Source organism: Micromonospora sp. NPDC047187, from assembly GCF_040643355.1.
GTDB classification, from domain to species: Bacteria; Actinomycetota; Actinomycetes; order Mycobacteriales; family Micromonosporaceae; genus Micromonospora; species Micromonospora salmantinae.
In genome coordinates, this window is the sequence record NZ_JBEYUF010000004.1 from 57,992 (window position 1) to 82,951 (window position 24,960).

24 protein-coding genes are annotated in these 24,960 nt (G+C 71.5%); 13 read left to right on the forward strand and 11 right to left on the reverse strand.

The window, feature by feature from the left end; all coding sequences use genetic code 11:
- Positions 1-30 precede the first annotated feature (30 nt).
- The 3 genes from ABZ794_RS09475 (at position 31) to ABZ794_RS09485 (ending at position 5,296) form a co-directional block, all read left to right on the forward strand.
- Positions 31-2,787 carry a hypothetical protein gene (locus tag ABZ794_RS09475; RefSeq protein ID WP_357515012.1) on the forward strand — a complete coding sequence of 919 codons (2,757 nt, stop codon included), beginning with the start codon at positions 31-33 and terminating at the stop codon, positions 2,785-2,787.
- Between the two features lie 82 nt (positions 2,788-2,869).
- The gene (locus ABZ794_RS09480; protein WP_357515014.1) at positions 2,870-3,256 is read left to right on the forward strand and encodes a hypothetical protein; all 387 of its coding nucleotides are present in this window, start codon (positions 2,870-2,872) and stop codon (positions 3,254-3,256) included.
- Between the two features lie 201 nt (positions 3,257-3,457).
- Positions 3,458-5,296, forward strand: coding sequence for an NHL domain-containing thioredoxin family protein (locus ABZ794_RS09485; RefSeq protein ID WP_357515016.1), 1,839 nt, complete (start codon positions 3,458-3,460; stop codon positions 5,294-5,296).
- 31 nt (positions 5,297-5,327) lie between these two features.
- On the opposite strand, the gene ABZ794_RS09490 is transcribed toward ABZ794_RS09485, so the two are convergent.
- From ABZ794_RS09490 to ABZ794_RS09500, 3 genes are read right to left on the reverse strand one after another with little or no spacing between them, the layout of a single operon-like run.
- Positions 5,328-6,077 (reverse strand): 5-oxoprolinase subunit PxpA, encoded by a 750-nt coding sequence (locus ABZ794_RS09490; RefSeq protein WP_091396260.1) that lies wholly within the window; start codon positions 6,075-6,077, stop codon positions 5,328-5,330.
- Entirely contained in the window at positions 6,061-6,924 is an 864-nt protein-coding gene (locus tag ABZ794_RS09495) for a biotin-dependent carboxyltransferase family protein (protein WP_357515018.1), read from the reverse strand. The genes ABZ794_RS09490 and ABZ794_RS09495 overlap by 17 nt, the downstream gene beginning before the upstream one ends.
- Positions 6,921-7,652, reverse strand: a complete 732-nt coding sequence (locus ABZ794_RS09500) for an allophanate hydrolase subunit 1 (protein ID WP_357515020.1) — start codon at positions 7,650-7,652, stop codon at positions 6,921-6,923. Before ABZ794_RS09500 ends, ABZ794_RS09495 begins: the two co-directional genes overlap by 4 nt.
- A 107-nt stretch (positions 7,653-7,759) precedes the next feature.
- On the opposite strand from ABZ794_RS09500, the gene ABZ794_RS09505 reads away from it, so the two are divergent.
- Positions 7,760-8,437, forward strand: a complete 678-nt coding sequence (locus ABZ794_RS09505; RefSeq protein ID WP_210783025.1) for a hemolysin III family protein — start codon at positions 7,760-7,762, stop codon at positions 8,435-8,437.
- Between the two features lie 116 nt (positions 8,438-8,553).
- On the opposite strand, the gene ABZ794_RS09510 is transcribed toward ABZ794_RS09505, so the two are convergent.
- Entirely contained in the window at positions 8,554-8,841 is a 288-nt protein-coding gene (locus tag ABZ794_RS09510; protein ID WP_210783027.1) for a DUF6458 family protein, read from the reverse strand.
- 112 nt (positions 8,842-8,953) lie between these two features.
- Here ABZ794_RS09510 and ABZ794_RS09515 point away from each other — a divergent pair, with 112 nt between their 5' ends.
- Positions 8,954-9,493, forward strand: coding sequence for a histidine phosphatase family protein (locus ABZ794_RS09515; RefSeq protein ID WP_238690277.1), 540 nt, complete (start codon positions 8,954-8,956; stop codon positions 9,491-9,493).
- 49 nt (positions 9,494-9,542) lie between these two features.
- On the opposite strand, the gene ABZ794_RS09520 is transcribed toward ABZ794_RS09515, so the two are convergent.
- From ABZ794_RS09520 to ABZ794_RS09535, 4 genes are all read right to left on the reverse strand, one after another.
- Positions 9,543-9,812 carry a DUF6458 family protein gene (locus tag ABZ794_RS09520; protein ID WP_030487564.1) on the reverse strand — a complete coding sequence of 90 codons (270 nt, stop codon included), beginning with the start codon at positions 9,810-9,812 and terminating at the stop codon, positions 9,543-9,545.
- A 195-nt stretch (positions 9,813-10,007) separates the two neighbouring features.
- A complete protein-coding gene (locus tag ABZ794_RS09525) occupies positions 10,008-11,864 on the reverse strand; it encodes an acyl-CoA dehydrogenase (RefSeq protein ID WP_210783031.1) in 1,857 nt (618 codons plus the stop codon).
- A gap of 128 nt (positions 11,865-11,992) precedes the next feature.
- A complete protein-coding gene (locus ABZ794_RS09530; protein WP_210783105.1) occupies positions 11,993-13,117 on the reverse strand; it encodes a PP2C family protein-serine/threonine phosphatase in 1,125 nt (374 codons plus the stop codon).
- 104 nt (positions 13,118-13,221) lie between these two features.
- Positions 13,222-13,854 (reverse strand): septal ring lytic transglycosylase RlpA family protein, encoded by a 633-nt coding sequence (locus ABZ794_RS09535; RefSeq protein WP_210783033.1) that lies wholly within the window; start codon positions 13,852-13,854, stop codon positions 13,222-13,224.
- A 187-nt stretch (positions 13,855-14,041) separates the two neighbouring features.
- Between ABZ794_RS09535 and ABZ794_RS09540 the strand changes: the two genes are divergently transcribed.
- Genes ABZ794_RS09540 through ABZ794_RS09550 form a run of 3 tightly spaced genes read left to right on the forward strand, consistent with a single transcriptional unit; the run spans position 14,042 to position 16,162 of the window.
- Positions 14,042-14,593 (forward strand): phosphoribosyltransferase family protein, encoded by a 552-nt coding sequence (locus ABZ794_RS09540; protein WP_210783035.1) that lies wholly within the window; start codon positions 14,042-14,044, stop codon positions 14,591-14,593.
- A 33-nt stretch (positions 14,594-14,626) separates the two neighbouring features.
- Positions 14,627-15,673 carry a questin oxidase family protein gene (locus tag ABZ794_RS09545; RefSeq protein WP_210783037.1) on the forward strand — a complete coding sequence of 349 codons (1,047 nt, stop codon included), beginning with the start codon at positions 14,627-14,629 and terminating at the stop codon, positions 15,671-15,673.
- Positions 15,674-15,730: 57 nt separating this feature from the next.
- Positions 15,731-16,162, forward strand: coding sequence for an ASCH domain-containing protein (locus ABZ794_RS09550; RefSeq protein ID WP_112700111.1), 432 nt, complete (start codon positions 15,731-15,733; stop codon positions 16,160-16,162).
- A 34-nt stretch (positions 16,163-16,196) separates the two neighbouring features.
- Here the strand turns inward: ABZ794_RS09550 and ABZ794_RS09555 are convergent, their stop codons facing one another.
- Positions 16,197-17,078: an LLM class flavin-dependent oxidoreductase gene (locus ABZ794_RS09555; protein ID WP_357515024.1), complete on the reverse strand. Its 882-nt coding sequence runs from the start codon at positions 17,076-17,078 to the stop codon at positions 16,197-16,199.
- A 133-nt stretch (positions 17,079-17,211) separates the two neighbouring features.
- On the opposite strand from ABZ794_RS09555, the gene ABZ794_RS09560 reads away from it, so the two are divergent.
- The gene (locus ABZ794_RS09560; protein WP_210783043.1) at positions 17,212-17,637 is read left to right on the forward strand and encodes a hypothetical protein; all 426 of its coding nucleotides are present in this window, start codon (positions 17,212-17,214) and stop codon (positions 17,635-17,637) included.
- Between the two features lie 92 nt (positions 17,638-17,729).
- On the forward strand, positions 17,730-18,374 hold the full coding sequence (locus tag ABZ794_RS09565) for a dihydrofolate reductase family protein (RefSeq protein WP_210783045.1): 645 nt from the start codon (positions 17,730-17,732) through the stop codon (positions 18,372-18,374).
- A gap of 25 nt (positions 18,375-18,399) precedes the next feature.
- Here the strand turns inward: ABZ794_RS09565 and ABZ794_RS09570 are convergent, their stop codons facing one another.
- Complete coding sequence (locus tag ABZ794_RS09570) at positions 18,400-18,741, reverse strand: VOC family protein (RefSeq protein ID WP_238690284.1); 342 nt, start codon at positions 18,739-18,741, stop codon at positions 18,400-18,402.
- Positions 18,742-18,915: 174 nt separating this feature from the next.
- Here ABZ794_RS09570 and ABZ794_RS09575 point away from each other — a divergent pair, with 174 nt between their 5' ends.
- A complete protein-coding gene (locus ABZ794_RS09575) occupies positions 18,916-19,860 on the forward strand; it encodes an ATP-binding cassette domain-containing protein (protein ID WP_210783107.1) in 945 nt (314 codons plus the stop codon).
- Entirely contained in the window at positions 19,857-20,606 is a 750-nt protein-coding gene (locus ABZ794_RS09580) for an ABC transporter permease (RefSeq protein WP_210783049.1), read from the forward strand. The genes ABZ794_RS09575 and ABZ794_RS09580 overlap by 4 nt, the downstream gene beginning before the upstream one ends.
- Here ABZ794_RS09580 and ABZ794_RS09585 read toward each other — a convergent pair.
- Entirely contained in the window at positions 20,590-23,727 is a 3,138-nt protein-coding gene (locus tag ABZ794_RS09585; RefSeq protein ID WP_210783051.1) for a BTAD domain-containing putative transcriptional regulator, read from the reverse strand. The genes ABZ794_RS09580 and ABZ794_RS09585 overlap by 17 nt on opposite strands.
- Before the next feature lie 285 nt (positions 23,728-24,012).
- Between ABZ794_RS09585 and ABZ794_RS09590 the strand changes: the two genes are divergently transcribed.
- Positions 24,013-24,951 (forward strand): LD-carboxypeptidase, encoded by a 939-nt coding sequence (locus tag ABZ794_RS09590; RefSeq protein WP_247669245.1) that lies wholly within the window; start codon positions 24,013-24,015, stop codon positions 24,949-24,951.
- The last annotated feature ends 9 nt before the right edge of the window (positions 24,952-24,960 follow it).

The window sequence follows — 24,960 nt, forward strand, 5'->3', positions numbered from 1 at the left end:
GAGCCGACATGTGATGGAGGAGGCGCACCCATGACGTCCGAGGGCCCGCACCGACCCGGCCAGGAGCCGGACGAGGTGTCACCGGGCGCCGGCGGACCGGCGCCGTACGGCGACCGCCCGGCGCAGCCGGACAACGGCCAGAACGCCGCTGGCCCCGACCTGGGCTGGGCACCCCCGCCCCCGACGCGGCCCAACCCGTCGGCGCCGGCATGGGCGGCCCAGTCCGAGCAGCCGCCGGCCCCCGCCTGGGGTGCCACCGCGGCTGCCCAGCCCAACGACCCGGCGCAGCCCGCCTGGGCCGCCGGTGGTGGCGCGAGCGAGCCGCCGCAGCAGCAGCCCGGCGCGTGGTCCGGCAACGACGGCGCGCCGGCTCCGGCACAGCCCGACCCCTGGGCCGCGCAGCAGCAGGGGTGGACGCCCGCCGAGCAGAGCGCACCCGCACCGACCTGGACCCCGAACGCCCCCGCCGAGCAGCCGGACTGGGCGCAGGCCCAGCCAGCCGCACGGGGCGCCGCGCAGGTTCCCCCGGCCACCGCCGCCTGGCCCGCCCAGGAGGACCCGGCCAGCGGCTGGGGCGGCGCGGCGCAGGCCAACCCGCCAGCGGCTGACTGGCGGGCGACCGAATCTCCGCAATCCGACGCGCCGCAGGCCGCCGGCTGGTCCGGCGGGGCCCAGCAGGACCAGGCCACCGGCAACGGTGGCTGGCCCGCCGCCGGCGCCGCCCGCGACGACCAGCCGGTGTGGACGCCGGCGGAGCAGTCGCCACCGACCTGGAGCCAGCCCGCCGAAGCGACCGAGCAGCCCGCCCCCGGCTGGGGTCAGGCTGCCCAGCCGAGCCCGGCCCGTGGCGCCGCCCAGGTCCCGGCCCCGCCGACGAACTGGCCCGCGCAGGACGATCCGGCCAACTCCGGCGGGTGGGCCGCGCAGCAGCAGCAGGCGCAGGCGCAGCCCGCAGTGTGGAACGACGGCAACGAAGCGCGGCAGGACCAGCCCGCGCAGCCGGCCGCCTGGGGCGAGGCCGAGGGCCGTCCGCAGCAGCCCGACTGGGTGCTCTCCCAACCGGAGCAGCCGACCGAGCGGCCGGAGCAGGCAGGGTGGACCCAGGCGGAGCCGAGCAACCTCCCCGCCCGGGCCAGCGCCAGCGTGCCCACCAGCGCCAGCGTGCCCACCAGCGGCGGCGCGCCCAACTGGGCCGCCGGCCCGGACAACGCCGCCCAGGGCAACTCCGGCGGCGTGTCGGAGGTCGAGCCGTGGGCCCCCGGTGAGGTGTGGGGTCGCGCGGAGGCCGAGGCTTCCGCCCAGTCCCGTGGAGGCTGGGAGGCGGACCGGGGCGACGAGGCACCGGCCTACCAGCCCGGGCCCGCGCCGGGCATCTCGCCGGCGAACGCGGTGCCGCTGCCCCCGCAGGAGCAGCGCGTCCCGGGTGCCAGCCTGGCTGCCGCCCCGCCGGCCGATTACGCGCCCCAGGCACAGTTCGCTCCGATCCCCGAGCAGCCCGCCTACGCCGAGCGGGAAACCCCGGACGCCGCCGCGCAGTACGGTGGCCGCCCCGAGGACGTCTCCGCGAGCGGCGCGGTGGTGCCCGCCCCGCGTACCTCTCCGGAGTCCGGAGCGGGCCGCGCGGTCGTACCGGTGTCGGACGCCGAGTCGGCAGCCGGCGCAGCGGCCAGGGCCACGGCGAGCGCTTCGGTGCCGCTGGCCAGCCGGGTGATGCCGCCGACCGACCAGGCCATCCGACCGACCGGCACGGCCAACCCGCAACCCCGGGTGTACGGCCGTCCGGCGCGACCGGAGCCGGAGGCCGAGCCGGAGCCGGAGGCGTTCCAGGGCGACTCGGGCGCGGACCGCCAGGGTGCTCCGGAGTGGCAGAACGACGCGCCACGGCAGGCCACGCCCGACTGGCAGCACGAGGGGCAGCGACAGATCGCTCCCGACTGGCAGAACGACGCGCAGCGGCAGCAGTCCCCACCCGATTGGCAGCACGACGCGCAGCGGCAGGCTGGGCCTGGCTGGGGCGGCGAGTCCCCGGCCGATCCGCGCTTCGACGACCGGCAGCCCGCACCGAACGCGTTCAACGAGGCGCCGGCTGCGCCGCCGGCGTTCCCGCCGGGTGTGCCGTCCTTCGTCGACGCCCCGGGCAACAACAGGCCGGTGAACGGCACCCGCCCGCACTCCGGTGCCGAGCCGCCGGCGGACCAGTTCGGCGGCCCCGGGTCGCCTGCCGCCGGTGCTGCCACTGTGAACGGGGCGGCGACCTTCGGTGCGCCGAACTTCGGTGGCCCGGGCACCGGCGCGCCGGGCTTCGGTGGGCCGGCGACCGAACCGGCGCCGGGCGGCGGCTTCCCGTCGTTCCCGCCACCGCCGCAGCCCGCGCCGTCCTGGGGCCAGGAGGCCGGCCAGGCGGACCAGGGCCGGTTCGACTCGTTCAAGCCGGACGCCGACGAGCCGAAGGTGGAGCCACCGACGCCGAAGGTGCGCAACGGCCGGGTGCTGGCCGCGGTGCTGATCGCCGCGATGCTCATCCTGGCGGTGCCGCTCGGCCTGCTGCTGCTGCTCGGCAAGGTCGGCGGGAACGACACGCCGTCCTTCGACCCGGCAGTCGGCACCTGCGTCAAGCAGTCCGGGCAGGGCGGCGCCTCGGCGGCGGACTGCGGCGAGGCGGGCGCGTTCACGATCGTCTCGAAGGTGGACGCCAAGGAGAAGTGCACCGACACGACACAGCCCCACGTGGTGCTGCCGGGTGAGGGCACCAACCGGGTGCTCTGCCTGAAGCCGGCCACGAAGTAGCTGCACCGACGGCGGGGTCACGGGTAACCATGACCCCGCCGTCGTCGTACCCGGAGCCTCTTGCTTCAGGCACAATTCGGTCGTGCAACGCGAGCTGGCGGCGGCGCCGGAGCCGATCTTGTCCAATCTTGGGAAGCCTGGCGGGGTGCAGCCCGATCTTCGCGACGAGCCGTGGCGAGAGGACCCACAGACCGCCAGTGCCTTCCTCTACGCCCCAGACGGATCCGGCCAGGGGATCTCGATCGATCTCGGCCTACCCACCGTGACACAGGTGGTCGCGCTCGCCGACCAGGTTCAGGAGTGGGCGGTGGAGGCACTGTGGTCACTGGGCTGCCCCACCAACTGGCCGCCCTGTCCCCAGCATCCCGATAGCCACCCCCTGGCAGCGGTGGTACGCGCCGGGCGAGCAGTCTGGGTCTGTCCCACTCTTGAGACCGAGGTCGGCGAGATTGGGAAGCTAGGCCACTGAGCAAGCTACTCGCAGCTCGGCCCGTCGATCTTGCAGCTTCGGTCGTTCTTTTGCACCAAATGCACCCTAGGTCGGGACAGAAAGTGCAAGATCGCGCAGGTCATCGCAGCCGGGCCGCCGGGACGGGTACGGAGCGCAGGCCAGGACGCTTGTCATACGGGTCACGGCGGCTGGGCCCAAGGGCGTGGCAGGCTGGCAGGCATGGGAACTACAGCGCGTGTACGTGCCCCTGAGCTGCGGGGCCGGCAGTGGCTCAACACCGGCGGCCGGAATCTGACCTTGCAGGACCTGCGCGGCAAGATCGTAATCGCGGATTTTTGGACGTTCTGCTGCATCAACTGCCTGCACGTCCTCGACGAGCTGCGCCCGCTGGAGGAGAAGTACGGCGACGTGCTCGTCGTGATCGGCGTGCACTCGCCGAAGTTCGAGCACGAGAAGGACGCCGACGCGCTCGCCGCCGCCGTGGAGCGGTACGGGGTGCACCACCCCGTACTCGACGACCCTGAGCTGGACATGTGGCAGCAGTACGCGGCCCGGGCCTGGCCGACCCTGTCGGTGATCGACCCCGAGGGTTACGTGGTGGCCACCATGGCCGGCGAGGGGCATGCCGAGGGGCTGGCCCGACTGATCGACGAGTTGATCGCCACCCACGAGGCCAAGGGCACCCTGCACCGGGGGACCGGCCCGTACGTCCCGCCGCCGGCACCGGAGACCGCGCTGCGCTTCCCGGGTAAGGCGGTGCTGCTGCCCAACGGCAACCTGCTGGTCTCGGACTCGGCCCGGCACTCCCTGGTCGAGATCGACCCGGACGGCGAGACGCCGGTGCGTCGGATCGGCTCGGGCGAGCGCGGCCGGGCGGACGGGCCGGCCGCCGCGGCGACGTTCTCCGAGCCGCAGGGGGTGTGTCTGCTGCCCACGCACGTCGCCGAGGTGGCCGGCTACGACCTGGTGGTGGCCGACACGGTCAACCACCTGCTGCGCGGCGTACGGCTGGAGTCCGGCGAGGTGGTCACAGTGGCCGGCAGTGGGAGGCAGTGGCGCGCCGAGGTCGACGACCACGCCCACGACGCGTTCGCCGTCGACCTCTCCTCCCCGTGGGACCTGGCCTGGTACGACGACAAGCTGATCATCGCGATGGCCGGCATCCACCAGCTCTGGTGGTTCGACCCGATCAAGCGGACCGCCGGCATGTACGCCGGCACCACTGTGGAGGCGTTGCGCGACGGCCCGCTGGCCGAGGCGTGGATGGCCCAGCCGTCGGGGCTCTCCACCTCCGCCGACGGCACCCGACTCTGGGTGGCCGACAGCGAGTCCAGCGCCGTCCGGTACGTCGAGAACGGTGTGCTGGGCACCGCCGTCGGGCAGGGTCTGTTCGACTTCGGGCACGTGGACGGTCCGGCGGAGACTGCGCTGCTGCAGCACCCGCTGGGCGTGTGCGCCCTGCCGGACGGCTCGGTGCTGATCGCGGACACGTACAACGGTGCGGTGCGCCGCTTCGACCCGGCCAGCAACCAGGTCTCCACCGTCGCGGACGGGTTGGCGGAGCCGAGCGACCTGGTGCTCACCCCGTCCGGTGAGGTGCTGGTGGTGGAGTCCGCCGCGCACCGGTTGACCCGGCTCGCCCCCGGCGCCCTGTCGGCGGCGGGTGCCAGCACCGTGGACGGGCCTCGGCACCGCACCGAGCGCAAGCCGACCGACGTCGCGGCCGGCGAGGTCACCCTGGACATCGTCTTCACCCCGGCGCCGGGGCAGAAGCTGGACGAGACGTACGGGCCGTCGACCCGGCTGGTGGTCTCCGCGTCCCCGCCGGAGCTGCTGGTGGACGGTGCCGGCACGGGCACCGAACTGTCCCGCCGGCTGGTGCTCAACGGCGAGGTCACCGCAGGGGTGCTTCAGGTGACCGCGCAGGCGGCGACCTGTGACGCGGACGTCGAGCACGCGGCGTGCCACCTGACCCGGCAGGACTGGGGCGTACCGGTCCGGGTGGTCGACGGTGCCGTGACCCGGCTGCCGCTGGTGCTTCGCGGCCTGGACGCCTGACGCGATCGGAGGGGCCCGCCGGCCCCTCCGATCACGCGAACGGGGCCAGTGTGATGTCGGCGTCGATCAGGGTGGCGCGGACGAGTTCGGCGGCGGACACCGCGCCGGGGGTGTCGCCGTGCACGCAGATCGAGTCGACCGAGCACGGGATGACTGTGCCGTCGACCGCCACCACGCTGCGTTCGGTGGCCATCCGCGCCGCCCGTTCGGCTACCTGCTCGGGGTCGGTGATCACCGCGCCGGGGGTGCCGCGCGGCACCAGCGCCCCGTTGGGCAGGTAGGCGCGGTCGGCGAACGCCTCGGCAACCACCGGCAGGCCCGCGCCCACGGCGAGTTGGGCGAGCGTCGAGCCGGGAAGGCAGAGTACGGGCAGCTCGGGGTCGTAACCGCTGACGGCGGCGACCACCGCCGCCGCCTGGGACTCGTCGGTGCTGGCCGCGTGGTAGAGCGCGCCGTGCGGCTTGAGGTAGCGGACCCGGGTGCGGAACAACCGGCAGAACGCGTCCAGCGCCCCCAACTGGTAGGTCACCTCGTCGCGTAGCTCGGCGAAGTCGTACGCGATGTGCCGCCGGCCGAAGCCGGCCAGGTCCCGGTAGCCGACCTGCGCGCCCACCGCGACCCCGCGGCGCGCGGCACCCTCGCAGACCCGCCGCATGGTGGACGGGTCGCCGCCGTGGAAGCCGCAGGCGACGTTGGCGGAGGTGACGAGGCTCAGCAGCGCCTCGTCGTCGCCGAGTCGCCAGATGCCGAATCCCTCGCCCAGGTCAGCGTTGAGGTCCATGGAATCTGACGGTAGTACCTGGCCGGGCCTGCGCGAGCGGGGTCACGTCGGTGACCACCCCGATGACGGGGTATCCACCGGTGGTCGGATGGTCCGCGAGGAAGATCAGGGGTTGTCCGTCCGCCGGTACCTGCACCGCGCCGAGCACGATGCCCTCGCTGGGCAGTTCGCCGGCCACCGCGCGGGGCAGCGCCGCGCCGGCGAGCCGCGCGCCGACCCGGTTGCTCACCGGGCTGATGGTGTACGCGCTGCCGAAGAGCCGGTCGAACGCTGTCGGCGTGAACCAGTCCTCGCGAGGACCGGCGCCCAGCGTCAGGTGCAGCTCCTCAGGCGGCGTGGAGCACACGGTCAGGTCCACCGGTGCGGGGGTGCCGACCGGATCACCGAGCGGCAGCAGGTCACCGTCCCGTAGCGGGGGCGGGCCGAGCCCGGAGAGGGTGTCGGTGGCCCGGCTACCGAGCACCGGTGACACGTCGATGCCGCCCGCCACCGCCAACCAACTCCGTACGCCCCGCCGGGCGGGACCGATCCGCAGCACCGTCCCCGCCGGCACGGTGAGCGGGCGTCCCGTGTCACCGGGTCGGGCACCCGCCTGGACGGGGACCTCGGCGCCGGTGACCGCCACCGTCGCCGCCCGGGTCAGCCGCAGGGTGCAGCCGGTCAGGGTGATCTCCAGGCCGGCCGCGTGCTCCGGATTGCCGACCAGTCGGTTGGCCAACCGCAAGGCGGCCGGGTCGAGAGCACCGGACCGGGGTACGCCCAGGTGCGCCCAACCCGGCCGGCCCAGGTCCTGCACTGTGGTGAGCGCGCCGGCGCGGAGCACCTCGATGGTGGCCGGGTGGGTCACGCCGCCACCATCCGGACCGTGGTGCCCGGACCGAGTCGGGCCGGCGGGTCGGCGGCCACGTCGAACAGCACCAGGTCCGTCCGACCGACCAGCTGCCAGCCGCCCGGGGAAGCGCCCGGGTAGATGCCGGCGTACGGGCCGGCCAACGCGACCGAGCCGGCCGGCACCCGGGGACGGGGCGTGGCCAGCCGGGGCAGCGCCAGCTCGGCGGGCAGCCCGGTCAGGTAGGGGAATCCGGGGGCGAAGCCGCAGAAGGCGACCCGGAACCGGGTGCTGGTCAACCGGTGCCGCACTGCCGACACGTCCACGCCCCAGTGTTCCGCCACCGCCGGCAGGTCCGGCCCGTCGAAGGTGACCGGTACGACCACGTCCGCCGCGCCGTCGGCTGCGTCTCCGGCTGTGGCGTTGTGGTCCTGGGCGTCGGCGTGGCCTTTGGCGTGGGCGTGGGCCTGGTTGGGGCGGGTGATCGCGGCGGTGACGGCGGACGCCCATCGGGTCAGCTGATCGGCCGTGGTGGTCGGGTCGGGCAGGCCGTCGAGCAGCACGGTCCGGGCCGCCGGCACGATCTCCACGGCGATCAGGTCGCCCCGCTCCCGACGCCGCCACAGCTCGGCCCGCCACGCTTCGACAAACGCGGCCTCGGGGATGTCGGCCACGTGTTCGGGGGTGTCGGCGGGGGCGCTGCAGTCGAGTAGCAGGGCGTGCGCCCCGACCTGTCGGATCCGCATTCGCTCATCCTCGCCGATGTCGTGCCGATCCGGTGTTCACGTTGACGGTGCCGGGTGTCACCAACGCCACTACTTACAAGTAACCTACGGTGCCGTAACCTGATTGGGTGACCACCTCCGCCCCGCTTCGCCTGAAGCCGGTCGACATCGGTAAGCCCCGGATGCGCGGCTGGCTACACACGTACGCCTTCTTCGTCGCCGTGGTCTGCGGCATCGTGCTCTGCTCGATCGCCGCCACCCGGCCGGGGTGGGCACCCCTGGTGAGCTGCCTCATCTACAGCCTGACGGTCTGCGGGCTCTTCGGCACGAGCGCGCTGTACCACCGTCGTGTGTGGTCAGAGCGCGGCTACCAGGTGATGCGCCGGATGGACCACTCGATGATCTTCGTGTTCATCGCCGGCACGTACACACCGCTCTGCGCGATGCTGCTCGCGCCCCGGCCGGCCACAGTGATGCTGGCCCTGGTCTGGGGCGGCGCGCTGGCCGGCGTGGCGGTCAAGGTGGTCTGGCCGCACGCGCCGCGCTGGGTGTCCGCGCCGCTCTACCTGGCGCTGGGCTGGGTGGCGGTGGCCATGCTGCCGGAGATCCTGCACGGGGGCGGCGTCGCCGCGCTGGTGCTGCTGATCGTCGGCGGCGCGATCTACAGCATCGGCGCGGTCTTCTACGCGTTGCGCCGACCCAATCCGTGGCCGACCGTCTTCGGCCACCACGAGTTCTTCCACGCCTGCACACTGCTGGCGGCGCTCTGTCACCACATCGCGATCTACTTCGCGCTGTTCGCCTGACCCGACCGGCTTCGGGACCGGGCCCGCACCGCAAGGGTAGTGGGGCCGGCGGTCCCGGCGCAGACACACTCCGGGGCCCCGCGACGCTGCGGGACCCCGGAGTGTGTGGGCGAGGATCAGACCGGTCGGCCCGGCCGACGCACCTCGCGGTACTCCTGCATGACCTGGTTGTCCTGGACCGGCACGACCCGGTCGGCCACCACGCGCTCCTCGCGAACCGGCGCCGCCACCACCGGGCGACGGCGGCTGTTCCAGAAGTAGAGGGTGGCGAGCAGGCCGGCGACGCCGGCGAGCATCAGTACCCAGCCGACCACGGCCAGGTCCAGCCAGCCCAGGTCGGCCTCCACTGCGAACGCGAAGATCGCGCCTAATGCGATCAAGAAGATGCTGCCACCAATGCCCATGTCTCGCTCCTCGGCTCTAACCTGGCGTACGTCGCGCCGCGGCCGTCGGTAGGGGTGCGGCATCCATCGACTTACCCAGGCGCAGAGATCGCCAATCGGGCAAGCTGGGGGCATGACGGACGCCGACCCCGACACACGGACTCTGGTGTTGCTGCGGCACGCGAAGGCCGAGCAGGGCAGCGACGCGGCGGACGACGCGGAGCGGCCGCTGAGCGCACGTGGAACCGCCGACGCGGCTGCGGCTGGGGCCTGGTTGGCGCACCAGGGGCTGCTGCCCGACGTGGTGATCTGCTCGACGGCCCGACGCACCCGGCAGACCTGGCACGGGGTGGCGATGGGGATGACCGGTTCACCACCGGAGGGTGGCCCGACCGGTCCTCGCCCGACCGTCCGTTATGAGCCGGGTGCGTACGACGCGCACCCCGAGGAGTTGTTGTCGCTGGTCCGCACTGTGGATCCGGCGGCCCGCACAGCGCTGCTCATTGCCCACAATCCGGGCATCTCGCTGCTCTCCGCGCTCCTCGACCCCGAGGGAGTGGACGACGAGGGTTTGCGCACGGCCGAGCTTGCGGTGCACCGCTGCCCGCTCGGCTGGTCGGAGTTGAGCAGGGCGGGAGCGCCGCTCACGGCTCGGCACACCGCACGCGACTGAGCCACCCGCCGATCCGACGGGTGGCTCAGGGGTACGTGTTGTGCGGGGATCAGGACGGCGGTGCGGTTGGTGGCGGCGGGTCCGGCGGTGGCGGCATCATCGCCGTCGGATGAGACAGCCGGTTCTCCTCCACGATGAGGGTTCGAGCCCTCTTGCGCCGGTCCTGCCAGAACCAGACAGTGGTCAGCAGTACGGCCAGCCCGGCCAGGATGAACACCCAGCCGACCGCGCGTACGTCGATCCACCAGACGTTGGCTCTCAGCGCGAAGGTCAGGATCGCGCCGATCGCGATGAGAAAAATGCCGCTTCCTACACCCATGTGCGCTGCACTCCCCCGTGCGGTGGCTCTGGGCGTTCCCTTTCGAGGTCACGCGACGGTTACCCGCCACGCCAGCGGCATACCCGACCGGGCTCGGCCAATACGTGCCGCCGTCGGGCGGAGACGGCGACGGCCGGCGGGGCGGAAGCCCCACCGGCCGTGGCAAGTGCCGGGTGGTGCGACCCAGCACAGGACCTAGAAGGCCTCCTCCGGGAGGTCCATGATGTCGAGGTCGGCGCCCTCGATGATCCGCCGGTCGGCGCCGATGCGGGGAAGCACCTCACGGGCGAAGAAGCGGGCGGCAGCCACCTTGCCGGTGTAGAACGCCTTGTCGCTGGCGGAGACCTCGCCGGCCAGCGCCTTCAGCGCCACGTCGGCCTGCCGCTGGAGCAGCCAGCCGACCACCAGGTCGCCGATCGCCAGCAGGAACCGTCGGCTGCTCAGCCCGACCTTGTAGAGCGCGCGGGTGTCGCCGCCCTGCGCCTCGCCCAGCCAGCCGGTCAGCACGCCGAGGATGTTCTGGATCTCGGCCAGCGCCTTGCCGAGCGCCTGCCGCTCCTCCTTGAGCTGGCCGTTGCCCGCCTCGGAGGAGATGAACTCCTGGATCTCGCCGGAGACCGCGAGCAGGGCCTTGCCGTTGTCCCGAACGATCTTGCGGAAGATCAGGTCGAGGCTCTGGATGGCGGTGGTGCCCTCGTACAGGGTGTCGATCTTGGCGTCGCGGACGTACTGCTCCAGCGGGTAGTCCTGGAGGAACCCGGAGCCGCCGAAGGTCTGCAGGGCCTCGTGCCCGAGCATCTCGTACGCCCGCTCCGAACCGACGCCCTTGACCAGCGGCAGCAGCAGGTCGTTGACCCGCTTGGCCAGCTTGGTGGCCTTCTCGTCGCCGGCAGCCTCGGCCAGCGCGACCTTGTCCTGCCAGGTGGCGGTGTAGAGGACCAGAGCGCGAAGACCCTCGGCGTACGACTTCTGCAGCAGCAGCGAGCGGCGCACGTCCGGGTGGTGGGTGATCGTGACCCGGGGGGCGGTCTTGTCCGCCTGCTGGATCAGGTCGGCGCCCTGCACCCGGTTCTTCGCGTACTCGAGGGCGTTGAGGTAACCGGTGGAGAGGGTGGCGATGGCCTTGGTGCCGACCATCATCCGGGCGTACTCGATGATCATGAACATCTGCCGGATGCCGTCGTGCTTGTCGCCCAGCAGCCAGCCCTTGGCCGGTACGCCGTGCTCGCCGAAGGTCACCTCGCAGGTGTTGGAGACCTTCAGGCCCATCTTGTGCTCGACGTTTGTGGCGTAGACGCCGTTGCGCTCGCCCAACTCGCCGGTGGTCTCGTCGAAGTGGAACTTCGGCACCACGAAGAGCGACAGGCCCTTGGTGCCGGGGCCACCGACACCCTCCACGCCGACCGGGCGCGCCAGCACGTAGTGCACGATGTTGTCGCTCAGGTCGTGCTCACCCGAGGTGATGAAGCGCTTCACACCCTCGATGTGCCAGGTGCCGTCGGGCTGCTGGATCGCCCGGGTGCGTCCCGCGCCAACGTCCGAGCCGGCATCCGGCTCGGTGAGCACCATCGTGGAGCCCCACTGCTTGTCGATGAAGAGCCTGGCCCACTTCTTCTGCCGCTCGTTGCCCTCGACGTGCAGCACGTGCGCGAAGGACGGGCCGGAGGCGTACATCCAGACCGGCGCGTTCGCGCCGAGCACCAGCTCGGCGAGCGCCCACCAGAGAGCGCGCGGCGCGTTGGTGCCGCCCAGCGCCGGCGGCAGGTCCAGGCGCCAGAACTCGGATTCCATGAATGCCTGGTAGGACTTCTTGAACGACTCCGGCAGCGGCGCGGTGTGCGTCGCCGGGTCGAAGACCGGCGGATTGCGGTCACTGTCCGTGTAGCTGGCGGCCAGATCCTCGCGGGCGAGGCGGTCGACCTCAGCGAGGAAGCTGCGGGCGGTGTCGGTGTCGAGATCCGAGTACGGCTCCTGGCCGAACGCCCGGTCCGCCCCGAAGACCTCGAACAGGTTGAACTCGAGATCCCGGAGGTTGCTCTTGTAGTGGGTCATGCTCGCTGGCCCCGCTTCCGGACAGGTGTTACCGATCAGTAACCCCGACTGTATTACTCGCGGGTAGGCAGCGACAAGCGGATCAGCCAAGTGACGGCGATTACACACCTGCGGACGCGGTCGGCCGCTCAGCTCTCGGCGGCGCCGACCTCCCAGCTCGGGACGGCGACGGCCGCGCCGGTACGGGCGCCCACGTACTCCATCAGGACCAGCGCGATGTCGTCGTCGAGTCGACCGTGCACCCACTCGACCAGGGCGGTCTCCAGCGATGCCAGCCCGTCGGCGACAGTGCCATGGCCGAGCAGTCGCCAGGCCCGGTCGGCGGTCGGGAAGAACTCGCCGTCCCGCCGCGCCTCGCCGAGACCGTCGGTGAACAGCAGCAGCCGGTCCCCGGGCTCCAGCCGTTCGACCCGGGGGCGGACCACCGGCATGAACCCGAGCGGAGGCGCCGGGGCCGGCGGTTCCAGCGGGATCACCGCACCCCGGCGTAGCAGCAGCGGTGGCGGATGCCCGCAGTTGACGATCGTGAGGGTGCCGCCACGCTCCTCGACCAGTGCCGCCGTGACGAAGTCCTCGTCGCCGACGTTGCGGGCCACCGCGCGGTCCAGGTCGGCGACGACGGCCCGCAGGTCGGCCCGCTCGTACGCCACGTGCCGGTAGGAACCGAGGACGATGCTGGCCAGCCGGACGGCATCCAGACCCTTGCCCCGCACGTCACCGATGATCATGCGGACGCCGTACGGCGTGTCGATCGCCTCGTACAGGTCGCCGCCGATCTCGGCCGTCGCGGTGGAGGAGATGTAGCGCCCCGCTACCGAGAGCGTGCCGACCTGCGGCCCGAGCGGGCGCAACACCGCCTGTTGGGCCACTGCGGCGAGCTTGGTCAGCTCGACGATCCGCTCGGCCTGCCGCTGGCGAACCCACGCCACCGCCACGGCCATCCCGGTGGCGAGCGCGACCGCGACAACGTTGACCGAGGTGACCAACGAGACCTTCGGCGCGACCAGCGCGAAGCCGGCGCCGATCACCGTCGCCGCGACGCCCACCCCCAGGACCACCACCCAGGACGCCAGGGCGGCGGCGAGGACCGGCGCGGCCGCCAGGAGCGCGACGTAGTGCACCTTGCGGCCGTCCGCCGCCTCCACCGCCGACACGATCGCGAGCAGAGCGAGGGCCGCGCCGAGGCCGGCGCGGGATCCGGGGCTCAGCGGGCGACGGCCCGACTGGAGGAGTCGCGTGGGTACGAGGGACAGTTTGCCTGATCCACGTGAACCGGTGAATGAACCTGACCCCTCGTCCGAGGAGGTTCTGTCCGGCCGGCCCAGTCGGCCGGCCGAATCGGCGTCGCCGGTCCCGCTCAGCCGAGGACCTCGTAGCGGACGGTGAGCGCGCCCACGTCGACCGAGGCGATGCTGGCGAAGGCGGCCCGGGAGAGGTCCAGGCAGCGGCCGTCGATGAACGGGCCGCGGTCGTTGATCCGTACCGTCACCGACTTGCCGTTGGCTGGGTTGGTCACCCGGACCTTGGTGTTGAACGGCAGTGTCTTGTGCGCGGCGGTCAGCGCGTCGGGGTTGAACGACTCGCCGTTGGCGGTGAGCTGCCCGTCGGAGTAGAACGAGGCACCGCACGAACCGCTGTCCAGCACCTTCGCCGCGGCCGTGGTCTTCTTGACGGTCGGCTTCGGCTTCGGCGACGCGGTGCGCTCCTTGCCTCGGGAGGCGGCCTGCTGCGAGCGGGTCGCCGACGGGCTGGCGGTCACGCTGGGCGAGGCGCTGACGCTCGGGGTGGCGGCCGGAGCGCTGGGGGTGAGGCTGCTCGCGGCGGTGGTCGGGGTGAGGTCGAGAGCTACCGGCCCCGACTGGTCGGGGCCGGAGACCAACTGCACGGCACCTACAGTGCCTCCGACGGCGAGGGCGACGCCGACCGCCGCGGTGGCCACGATGCCCGCCGGCGAGGAGAAGATGCGGGTACGAGAGTGCTTGCCTGCCACCGGCCCGGTCCTTTCGTCGTCTGAACAAACCGGGTCGGACCGTAACGAGAGAAGCACTTCCGAAGTCAACGTGATCATGATGTTATGCCCGCATTTGCACAGGTACGTGTAGCCGATCATCCGACCCCGGGTGGGCCGGGTGGCCCGGGTGCCACCACGCCCGCCGCCCGTGCCGCAGGATGAGCGGATGCCCGCCGATCTGACCGAACGCCTGGCCGCCCTGTTCCACTGGATCGACCCCGGCCCGGACACCAGTCACCTGGTCAGCGACATCTCCGGCTGGTGGCGTGACCCGGCGGTGCTGGCCGAGCTGGGGCCGGCCCTGGTGGCGCCGTACCGGGCCGCCCGGCCCACCGTGGTGCTCGCGCCGGCCGTCACCGGGCTCCTCCTCGGGCCGTTGGCCGCCACCGCCCTCGGAGTCGGCTTCGTGGCCGCCCACAAGCCCGGTGACGGGCGACTTCCGGCCGGGCCACTCACCTGGGCACAGAGCCCACCGGACTACCGGGGCCGACGGGTAGACCTCGCCGTGCGCGACCGACACCTCGGCCCCGACGACCGGGTGCTGGTGGTCGACGACTGGGTGCGCACCGGCGCGCAGCTACGCGCGCTCTACGACATCTGCGCCGCGCGGGGCGCCGAGGTGCTGGGCACCGCTGTGGTGGCCGTGGACTGCCCGCCCGAGGTCGCGGCCGACCTACGGATCACCGGCCTGATCGACGCCGCGGATCTGCCCGCTTGACCTGAAGCGAGGTTCAACATCGACGATCGGCGGATGAGCGACGGAGTTCTCGACGAGGCGTACGAGCGGCTGCACCACACCGGCCCCGAATATCAGGGCTGGCTGTCCAACCACGGACCGATGGCCGTCGAGGCGTTGGTCCGACACGGGCACCCGCACCGGGTGCACCGTTGGCTCGACGACTACCTCGGCCGCCTCGACGAGTTGCCCCGAGGGCTGCACCCGATCGACGACTGGCGGTCAGCGCTGGGCGATCCGAAGCGCGCCGGTGACTGGCTGGCCTACTTCGACAGGCAACTGCGCGAACACCCGTGGCGTGCGGTACTCGGCACCTGGTGGCCCCGGCTGCTGCCGGGCATCGCCGCCGGCGCCACGCACGGTGTGATCCGGGTCGGGCACGCCGTACGCGCGCTCGACCCGGACGACGCGAACCGACAGCGGCTCACCGAGTTGGGCCAGGCCCTCGGCTACTGGGCGGCCCGATGGCAGCCGATCCCCGGCACCGACCGGCTGCTCACCGGCGAGACGGACCAGCCGGGCACCGACGACAACGACGTGGCGGCCGCGCTGGCCGGGCTGCCCCGGATCGACGACCAGACCGGCGGCGTCCGGGATCGGCTGGACCAGCTGCCGGGCGTACCCCGATGGGAGCCGGCACTCGCGACGCTGCGCCCCGTGCGCAGCCCGGCCGAGGCGGAGCGCGGGCTCACCACGCTGGTGCACCGGGCCGGCCTGGACTACCTGCGCTTCGGGCACGCGGCGCCGGTCATGTTGGTGCACGCGGTCACCGCGCCGACCGCAGTGCTGCGTACCCTGCCGGCACTCGACAGGGGTCTGTGGGCGCCGAGCTTCGCCGCGGCCTGGGCCGCGACGGCGGCCATGACCTCCGTGTACGCCCCGGCCAACGGCATCGCGGCACCGACAGTGACCCCCGCGACGCCGGCGGAGGTCTTCGCCCGCGCGGCCCGCCACGGCGACGAGCACGTGGTCAAGCTCGCCGACGCGATCCTCGACGCGTACGCGACCAGTGCTGACGAGCGGCTCCTCACCGCACCCGGCTACGCCGGCCAACTGATCTGAGCGGGGCGACGGGTATTGCGGCGGCGACCCGGCCCGCGCTGGCCTAGCCTCGGCAGGATGTGGCCTCGGATCGGTGAACTGCGCGCCCTCGCCCTCGGCACCCCCGGCGAGTTGCGGTCAACCCTCAACACCCTGGTGCTGGCCGGTGTGAAGACCGCGACGGCCGGCCGGCTCGCCGAGTACGCGGAAGAAGGCGAGGAGTTGGAGCACGTCGGCGAACGCCTGGCCCTTGTCGACGACGACAACGCACTGGCCGGCGTCGTGGAGATCACCGGAGTCGAGGTGGTCCGCTTCGCCGACGTGCCCTGGGACTTCGCCCACGCCGAGGGCGAGGGCGACCGCTCGATCGAGGAGTGGCGGGCCGGGCACTCGACCTACTGGGCGCGGCTCGGCACCCCGGTCGACGGCGACACCCCGATCGTCTGCCTGCGTTTCCGCCTGGTTTCCGGCGGCGAGGGCGGTGTGGCCAGCGGCGACCTCGGCACCTGACCGGCCGTCTCAGCCGGGGCTTGGTGTGGCGGCCTCAGCCGCGTAGTTGTGGCAGCAACCGGGTCGCCACGTCCACCAGGATGGCCTCGTCACCGGCGTACCAACTGCTGGCGCGCGGCCAGTGCGTCACCACGTCGGTGAAGCCCAACTCGGCGGCCCGGCCGACCTGATCGGCGAAGAACTGTGCGCTGCTGAGCGAGAAGACCGGCGCCGCGTCCAGCGAGAGGTAGCGGTCCAGGCTGGCCGGGTCGCGGCCGGCCTCGTCAAGGGTCCGGTCCATCCGCGCGGACAGCGCCGACACACTGGCCCACCAACCCGCCAGGTCGTTGTCGTCACCGGTGCCGGTTGTCACCCACCCCTGCCCGAAGCGGGCCACCAACCGCATCGACCGTGGCCCGTTGGCGGCCACCACGAACGGCACCCGGGGCTGCTGCACACAGCCCGGGTTGTTGCGGGCATCCACAGCGGCGAACCAGTCGCCACGCCAGGTGGTGCCGTCCTCCCGCAGGATCAGGTCCAACAACTCGGCGAACTCGGCGAACCGGTCGACCCGCTGACGCGGCGGCAGCGTCTCACCACCCAGCACCGCCGAGTCGAAGCCGATGCCGCCCGCGCCCAGGCCGAGCAGCAGGCGGCCGGCGGAGACGTCGTCCACAGTGGTGATCTGCCTGGCGAACGCGGCCGGGTGCCGGAAGTTCGGCGACGCCACGAGGGTGCCCAGTCGAATCCGCGAGGTCACCGTGGCGGCCGCGGTCAGCGTGGCCATCGAGTCGAACCACGGGCCGTCGACCAGGTCACGCCAACCCAGGTGGTCGTACGTCCAGGCGTGGTCGAAGCCCCACTCGTCGACCTGCCGCCAGCGACGCTGCGACTCCGCCCACCGCTGGTCCGGCAGGATCACGATGCCAATCCGCATGATCGCCACCCTAGTCGGGCCGGTCCTCCGCCCCCAGCATCACGCTGAGCAGAGGACCGGGCCAGCGTTCGGAGCACCATCGCCGTCCGGCAGTCCTGGAGCTACCGCTGCGGCCAGCCCGTACCCTCCGGGGGTGCCCGCCGAAGCAACCGCCCCCCGCGTAGCCCCGGATCGGACCCGCCGGCTCCGCCTGATCCGCACGGTGGCGTTACTGGTCGGGGTGGTGGTTCCGTCGCTCATCCTCCGCGAGCTGATCGAGTCTCGGTTCGGCCGCGGGCCGGTGGCCGACCTCAGCGCGGTCGCGGTGCCGATGGCGGCAACCGCGTGGCTCGCGCCGTACGCCTCCTATCGGCGACGCGACGCGCTGCTCTGGCTGGTCGGCCCGGGCCTCTACTTCTTCGCGGTGATCGCCTGGCGGGTGGCCCTCGCGCCCTACCGGGACTGGAGCCCTCGCCCGGAGGAGAGGGCCCGGATGCGCTGGTCACGCGACCCGGAACACGCCGGGACCTGGCTCCTGACCGAGCCCGCAGGTGACACGGGTCACACTTCATCCCGGTAGGGCCATCGTGTTCGGCTCCGACCCCTCCGGGAGCGGCACCCACCGGGAGGGGGCCGAGCTGACGCCGACCCGTAAACCTGAGAGGAGATGCCATGCCACAACTACTGCGGGTGCAGTGCTTCAACGTCTCGCGCGACGGGTTCGGGACCGGAGAGGGGCAGAGCCTGGAACGACCCTTCGGTCACGCGGACCCCACCCCAATGTTCTCCTGGCGTGCCGCCACCGCCAGCTTCGTCTATCGCACCGAGCCGGGCGGCACCCGTGGCCTGGACGACTACCTGACCCGCGACGCCGAGTGCAACATCGGCGCGGAGATCATGGGTCGCAACAAGTTCGGCCCCCAGCGTGGCCCCTGGAAGGACCACGAGTGGCAGGGCTGGTGGGGGGACAACCCGCCATTCCACACGCCGGTCTTCGTGCTCACCCACCACGTGCGCCCGTCGTTCAGCCTGTCCGACACGACGTTCCACTTCCGCGACGTCAGCCCGGCCGAGGCACTGGCCGAGGCGAAGCAGGCAGCCGCCGGTCGGGACGTACGCCTCGGTGGTGGGGTGGCGATCATCCGCGAGTTCCTCGAGGCCGACCTGGTCGACACGATGCACATCGCCGTCGCGCCCGTCGACCTTCACCGGGGCGAGCGGCTGTGGGACAGCCCCGACGAGCTGCTCGACCGCTTCCACCTCGAGTCGGTGCCCAGCCCCAGCGGAATCACCCATCTCCTGTTCTGGAGGCGATGACCGACCTCCTTCCCGGCACGGTCGCCTAGAGCCGGGCCAGCACCAGCAACCGGTTGCCGTCGGGGTCGGTGACCCGCGCGGACCGCTCACCCCAGGGCTGGTCGACCGGCTCCTCGATGACTGTCGCCCCGCCCGTACGCAACGCGCCCACTGCTGCGTCGCAGTCGTCGGCATAGACGCACAACTCCCAGCGGTGCGAGTCGGCCGGCCCGCCAGCCTCCGGGTTGGCGGCCAGGCCGAGCTCGCTGCTGCCCAGCCGCAGAGCGACGAACTCCGGGGCGCCCTCGTCCGGGAACCGGTAGGTCAGCTCGAAGCCGACCACGTCCCGGTAGAACGCGATCAGTCGTGGCAGGTCAGGTGTCGTCACGATCGGAAAGGCTTCGGTGAACACGGACCACCTCCACGCCGGACCCTAGCCGGTGCCGAGGCCCGGCAGGAACTACCACTGTCGTTGCCGTTAATCGATGCGTTCAGACCCGTGTCAGTGGCCGTGTCAGGGCCATGTCAGGGGGGTGACAGCCCAGCCGCCGATGGTAGTTGCATGACGAGTTCAGCGATTGCAGTCTCCGGGCTGCGAAAGGCCTACAAGGACAAGGTCGTGCTCGATGGCATCGATCTGGATGTCCGTGCGGGCACGATCTTCTCCCTGCTCGGTCCGAACGGGGCGGGTAAGACGACGACGGTGAACGTGCTGACCACGTTGGTGAAGGCCGACGGTGGGACCGTACGCATCGCGGGGCACGACGCCGCCACCCAGGCCAAGGCGGTGCGCGCCGCAATCGGTGTCACCGGTCAGTTCGCGGCGGTGGACGAGCTACTGACCGGCCAAGAGAACCTGCAGCTGATGGTGGATCTCAGTCAGGTTCCCGGCAAGGACGGCAGGCGGGTCGTCACGGAGCTGCTGGAGCGGTTCGATCTGGTGGAGTCAGCACAGAAGCCGGTGTCGACTTATTCCGGCGGTATGCGCCGCAAGCTGGATCTGGCGATGACGCTCGTCGGCGACCCGCGAATCATCTTCCTCGACGAGCCGACCACGGGCCTGGATCCACGTAGCCGTCGCACGATGTGGTCGATCATCCGTGACCTGGTGGCCGACGGCGTGACGATCTTCCTCACCACTCAGTATCTCGAGGAAGCCGATCAGCTCGCCGACCGGATCGCCGTACTCGACCAGGGGCGCCTGGTCGCCCAGGGCACGCCCGACGAGCTCAAACGCCAGATCCCGGGCACTCACGTCCGGCTCCGGTTCGCCACCGTCGCCGAACTCGACGCGGCCGCCCGGGTGCTCACCGACTCCACGCGGGACGACGACGCACTGGCCCTGCGGGTTCCCAGCGATGGCGGCACGGCCTCGCTGCGGGCCCTGCTGGACCGGCTCGACGAGTACGCGATCAGCGCCGAAGGGTTCTCCGTGCAGACGCCGGACCTCGACGACGTTTTCCTCGCCCTGACGGGCAGCCGCACCCAGGAGGTCTCCGCGAAATGAGCACCAAGTCCCACTCGATCGTCATGCTGCGTCGCAACTTCAAGCACATCGCCCGAAACCCGACCTCGGTGTTCAACGCGGTCCTGATGCCCATCGTGATCATGTTGATGTTCGTCTACATGTTCGGTGACGCCTTCAACGTCGGGGTCGACTACATCGACTACGCGACTCCCGGACTGATGCTGTTGGCGGTCTGTTACGGGCTGGGGGCCACCGCGACCGCGGTGAACTCCGACATGACGAAGGGCATCATCAACCGGTTCAAAGTCATGCACGTCTCCCGCGGTGCGGTGCTGACCGGTCACGTCGTCGCCAGCGTGCTGACCAACCTGGTCGCCATCGCGGCCCTTGTCGGGGTGGCCTTCCTGCTCGGATTCAGCCCGTCGGCGAGCCTCCTCGGCTGGCTCGGCGCGCTCGGCATCATCGTGCTGCTCGGCTTCGCCGCCGGCTGGCTCACGGTCGCCCTGGGTCTTTCGGCGAAGTCTCCGGAAACGGCGGGTCTGGCCTCCGTACCGCTGGTCATGCTGCCGTTCTTCAGCAGCGCGATCGTGCCGGCGGACAAGATGGGGCCCGGGCTGCGTGAGTTCGCGGAATACCAGCCCTTCACGCCGATCATCGAAACTCTGCGCGGGTTCCTCAACGGGACACCGTCCAGCGGTAACGTGATCCCCGCCCTCGCCTGGTGCGTCGGCATTGCTCTCGTCGGCTACCTGTGGGCGCGTTCCACGTTCACGAAGCGAGCGTGACAGCGACCAACCGGTTCCAGTCCGTCCGACTGCCTTCTCGCGCCGCCTCTGCGAAGCTCACTTCGCCGAGGCGGCGCCGTACTTCCTGCTCGATCCGGGCCACATCCGGCTGGGAATGATCCTGCCGTCCGCGCACACCGCTGCTGGCCGCGAGCAACCGGGCGGCGTGCTCGTACTGGTCAAGGCGCAGCGCCAGGTCCGCGACGCCGACGATAACCCGCGCTATCGAGGGTGCGTGCCCTGTCTCGGCGGCCGCCACGCAGGCCGAGGAGTGGTGTCTGCGCGCCTCACCGAGATCGTCCGCGACATAACCGAGCAGGTCGTGCGTCATCACGCGGATGTACGCCTGCTTCGCCTCATCGCGCAACAGGGTCGTCGCGACACCGACCTGCCGGCCCACCTCTTCGGCATCGCCACTCCAGCGAGCGAGTTCCGCCTGTGACAGAGCCAGCACGGCCAACGCACCCGGCCACGTGACCCGCTCCGCGCATCGCCGCGCCTCGGCCATGGCAGCCGCGCTGGACTTCTCATCGCCAAGCAACCAGTACAGCTGAGCCTGCCGGGACCGCATCCGGATGATGTCCTCGACGGTGCCGACCTCGGTGACGACCGCGGTCGCCTCCTCGTAGAGCTCGCACGCACCGACGAACTCACCGCGTACGGCAATCAGCTCCGCCAGCTCGGTCAGGGCGAATGAGATCCCGAACCGTTCGCCGAGTGCCCGGAACTCGGCGAGCGCCGCCACGAGATACTCGTCCACCTCCGGACCGTCCTGGCCGAAAATGATCCGCATCTTGCCGAGTTGCAATCGGGCCAGTGCGCGTACCCAGGGATCCTCGTCGTTCAGCAGCGGTTCCCATGCGGGCAGGATCGCGTCCGGCGCTCGCAACATCCGTTCCAGCGGGACGACGAGTGCCGTCCCCGGGTGGCCCCCGTTACTGCGCTGGCTGAACTCGTACGCCTTGTGGATCCACTCCGCCGCCTGGTGCTCGTCGCCAGGCCCCGAGTTGATGAAGAGCACGACGAGCGCGTACACAGTGGCCCGGATTTCGTCGCTGACCTCACCAGGCGTCTCGGTGGCCGCCGTGATCAACTCCATGCCTTCGGTCCGGTGGCCACCGAGCCACCAGTACCAGCCGGCACCCGCGGCCAACCGCATGGCCGCGTGGGCTTCGCCGGCAGCGAGGGCACCGCGCATGGCGGCACCGATGTTGTCGTGCTCGACTTCGAGAGTGGTGAGCCATCTCACCTGGTCCGCGCGGCGAAGCTGCGGCTCTGCGGTCTCGGTCAGTTCGGTGAAGTACGCCAGATGCGCGTGGCGAGCCAGGTCCGATTCCCCCGCCTCGGCGAGGCGGTGCACGGCGTACTCCTTGATCGTGCCGAGCATCCGGTAGCGCGGGGCTTCGCCGCCCTCGGCGACCAACAGCGACTTCTCGGCCAGCGCGGTGACCAACTCGAGCACGTCATCCTGCTCGACCTCGTCGCCGGCGCAGACCCGTTCGGCCGCTTCCAGGCTCACCCCGCCCGAGAACACCGACAGCCGGCGCAGCACCGTCCGTTCGGCGTCGGTCAGCAGCTCCCAACTCCAGTCGACCACCGCGCGCAGCGTCCGGTGCCGGGGCAACGCAGTACGGCTGCCGCCGGTCAGCAGGCGGAACCGATCGTCGAGCCGCCTGGCAAGCTGGTCGATGGACATGGTGCGCAACCTGGCGGCGGCCAGTTCGATCGCCAGCGGCATCCCGTCCAGCGCCCGACAGATCCGCGCCATCGTCGACAGCGTGGAGGCGTCGACCGCCAGATCCCGCCGCACCGCGACCGCTCGGTCCCGTAGCAGTCGGACAGCCGGAGAGGTTTCGATCTCGCTGGCGTCGGCGTCGGCGTCCGGCAGGGCCAGTGGCGCGACCGGCCAGAGCGCCTCACCGGTGATGCCGAGCGGCTCCCTGCTCGTCGCGAGGATCCGCAGTCGCCGACACTCCCCGAGCAGCCGGTCAGCGAGCACCGCCGCCGACTCGATCACGTGCTCGCAGTTGTCCAGGATCAGCAACGCCTCCCGCTCGCGGATCGCGGCGACGAGCCGGTCGACCAACTCCATGCTCGGTGGCTCGCCGAGCAGAGCGTCCCGGAGTCCGAGCCCCGCAAGCGTCGCCTGCACCACGTCGCCGTCCGCGCCGATCGCAGCGAAATCGACCAGCCAGGCGCCGTCCGGCAGGTCGTCGAGCATCCTGCGCGCGGTTTCCGTGGCCAGCCGGGTCTTCCCGGAGCCACCCGGCCCGATCAGGGTCGTGAGCCGATGTTCGGCGACGAGCGCGCCGACCGCGGCAACGGCCTCGTCCTTGCCGATGAAGCTGCTCAACTCGGCACGAAGGTTCGTCTTCCGGCCCTCCGCGCGCCGCCGCACCTCGCCCCGCAGGAGCGCGACGTGCAACGCCGAGAGTTCCGGCGAGGGGTCGACGCCCAGCGCGTCGGCCAGGGCCTCACTCGTGCGCTGGTACACGAGCAGCGCCTCGTTGTCGCGGCCACTCGCGGCGAGGGCTTGCATCAACCCGAGAACCAGCCGTTCCCGCACCGGGTGCGCGGCCACCAGGTCGGTCAGCTCCGCGACCAGCTCCGGACCGTGGCCGAGACTGATCTCAACGTCGAAGCGATCCTCCAGGGCCGTCAGACGCAGCCTGTCGAGTCGGGTGACCGCCGCGTCGAGCGCCGTACTGTCGACCAGACCGACGTCCTGCATCGCCGCACCGCGCCACAGGTCGAGGGCCTCGCGCAACCGTCGTACCCGCTGCGGGCCCTCATCATCGCGAGCCAGGCCGACGAGGCGTTCGAACCGTACGGCATCGACGACGTCAGGTTCGACCATCAACCGGTAGCCGTCCGTCTGTCCCTCGATCGACCCCTCCGGCAGCGCCTTCCGAAGCCGGGAAACCAGGCGGTGCAGGGCGTTCACCGCGTCATTGGGCGGATGTTCGCCCCAGATCCAGTCGACGAGGGTCCCCTTCGGGACCACGTGACCCGGGCTGAGCGCGAGGGCGGTCAGCAGCCCGCGCAGCCGCGCGCCCGGCACGTCGATGACGGTGCCGACGTCCGTGCGAACCTCGAATGGACCAAGCATCCCGACCTGCACCTGGCAGATCCTGCCATGAACACGAAAGGCATCCGTGTCGCCGATGCCCGCTCCGCCGACGGCGGTCGACCACGCCTTCCCGGCCCACTGGCACGCCGGGAGATCCCCGTGGTTCTCCTGGAACGCGTCTCGAAATGAGATGCGCACCGGCTGGCGCACCTGTTGGATCTCGACATGAAGCATGAGCTTGTTCGCCCTCGGAAGGCACGCCCGGGGGACCACCTCGCGGTGCTCTCACCGTCCTTCGCCGCGGCCGGTGCCTATCCCGGGATCCACGAGCAGGCCATGCGACGGCTCGCCGACCTGACCGGCCTCGTTCCGGTCGAATACCCCACCACCCGCCAGGTGGGCGCGAGCGCGGCAGCGCGGGCGGCGGACATCAACGCCGCCTTCGCGGACCCCCAGGTACGCGGCATTCTCGCCGTCGTCGGCGGCGACGACCAGATCACCGTCATCCCCCACCTGGACGCCGACCTGGCCCGCGCCGACCCGAAGCCGTTCCTCGGCACCAGCGACAACACCAACCTGCACCACTGGCTCTGGGGCCTCGGCATCGCCAGCTTCTACGGCGGGTCCTCCCAAGTACACCTCGGCCCCGGGCCTGCCGTCGACGACATCCACGTCCGGTCGCTGCGAGCGGCGTTACTCACCGGGGAACGGCTGGAGATCACCGACCCGGGTGAGTCCGAGGACATCGGCATCGACTGGGCAGATCCGCAGGCGTTGACGTCGTTCGGCGAGCGCGAACCGACGGAGCCGTGGAGCTGGTACGGGCCGCCGCGCGCAGTCACCGGCCCCACCTGGGGTGGCTGCCTGGAAGTCATCCAGTGGATCCTGACGGCGGGACGCTTCCCGTTTCCCCCGGAGGTCCTGCACGGCGGGGTGCTGATCATCGAGACGTCGGAGGAGCTTCTCCCCGCCCGCGAGGTCGGCTGGATCGTCCGATCACTGGGTGAACGCGGTCTTCTCAGCGCCGTCGACGCGGTCCTGGTCGCCCGTCCGCCGGTCTCCGACCACACCCGTCGGCCCCCGGCCGCGGATCGGGCACGGCTCCGCGAGCAGCAGCGCGACACTGTCGTCGACATGGTGGCCCGCTACAACCCCGAGGCGGTCGTCTGCGTCGGGGTCCCATTCGGTCACACCAGACCACAGTGGATCCTTCCCCACGGCGGCCCGGTCACCGTCGACGGCGTGGAACGTCGAATCTTCGCCGACTACCGATAGGGCCTGGCG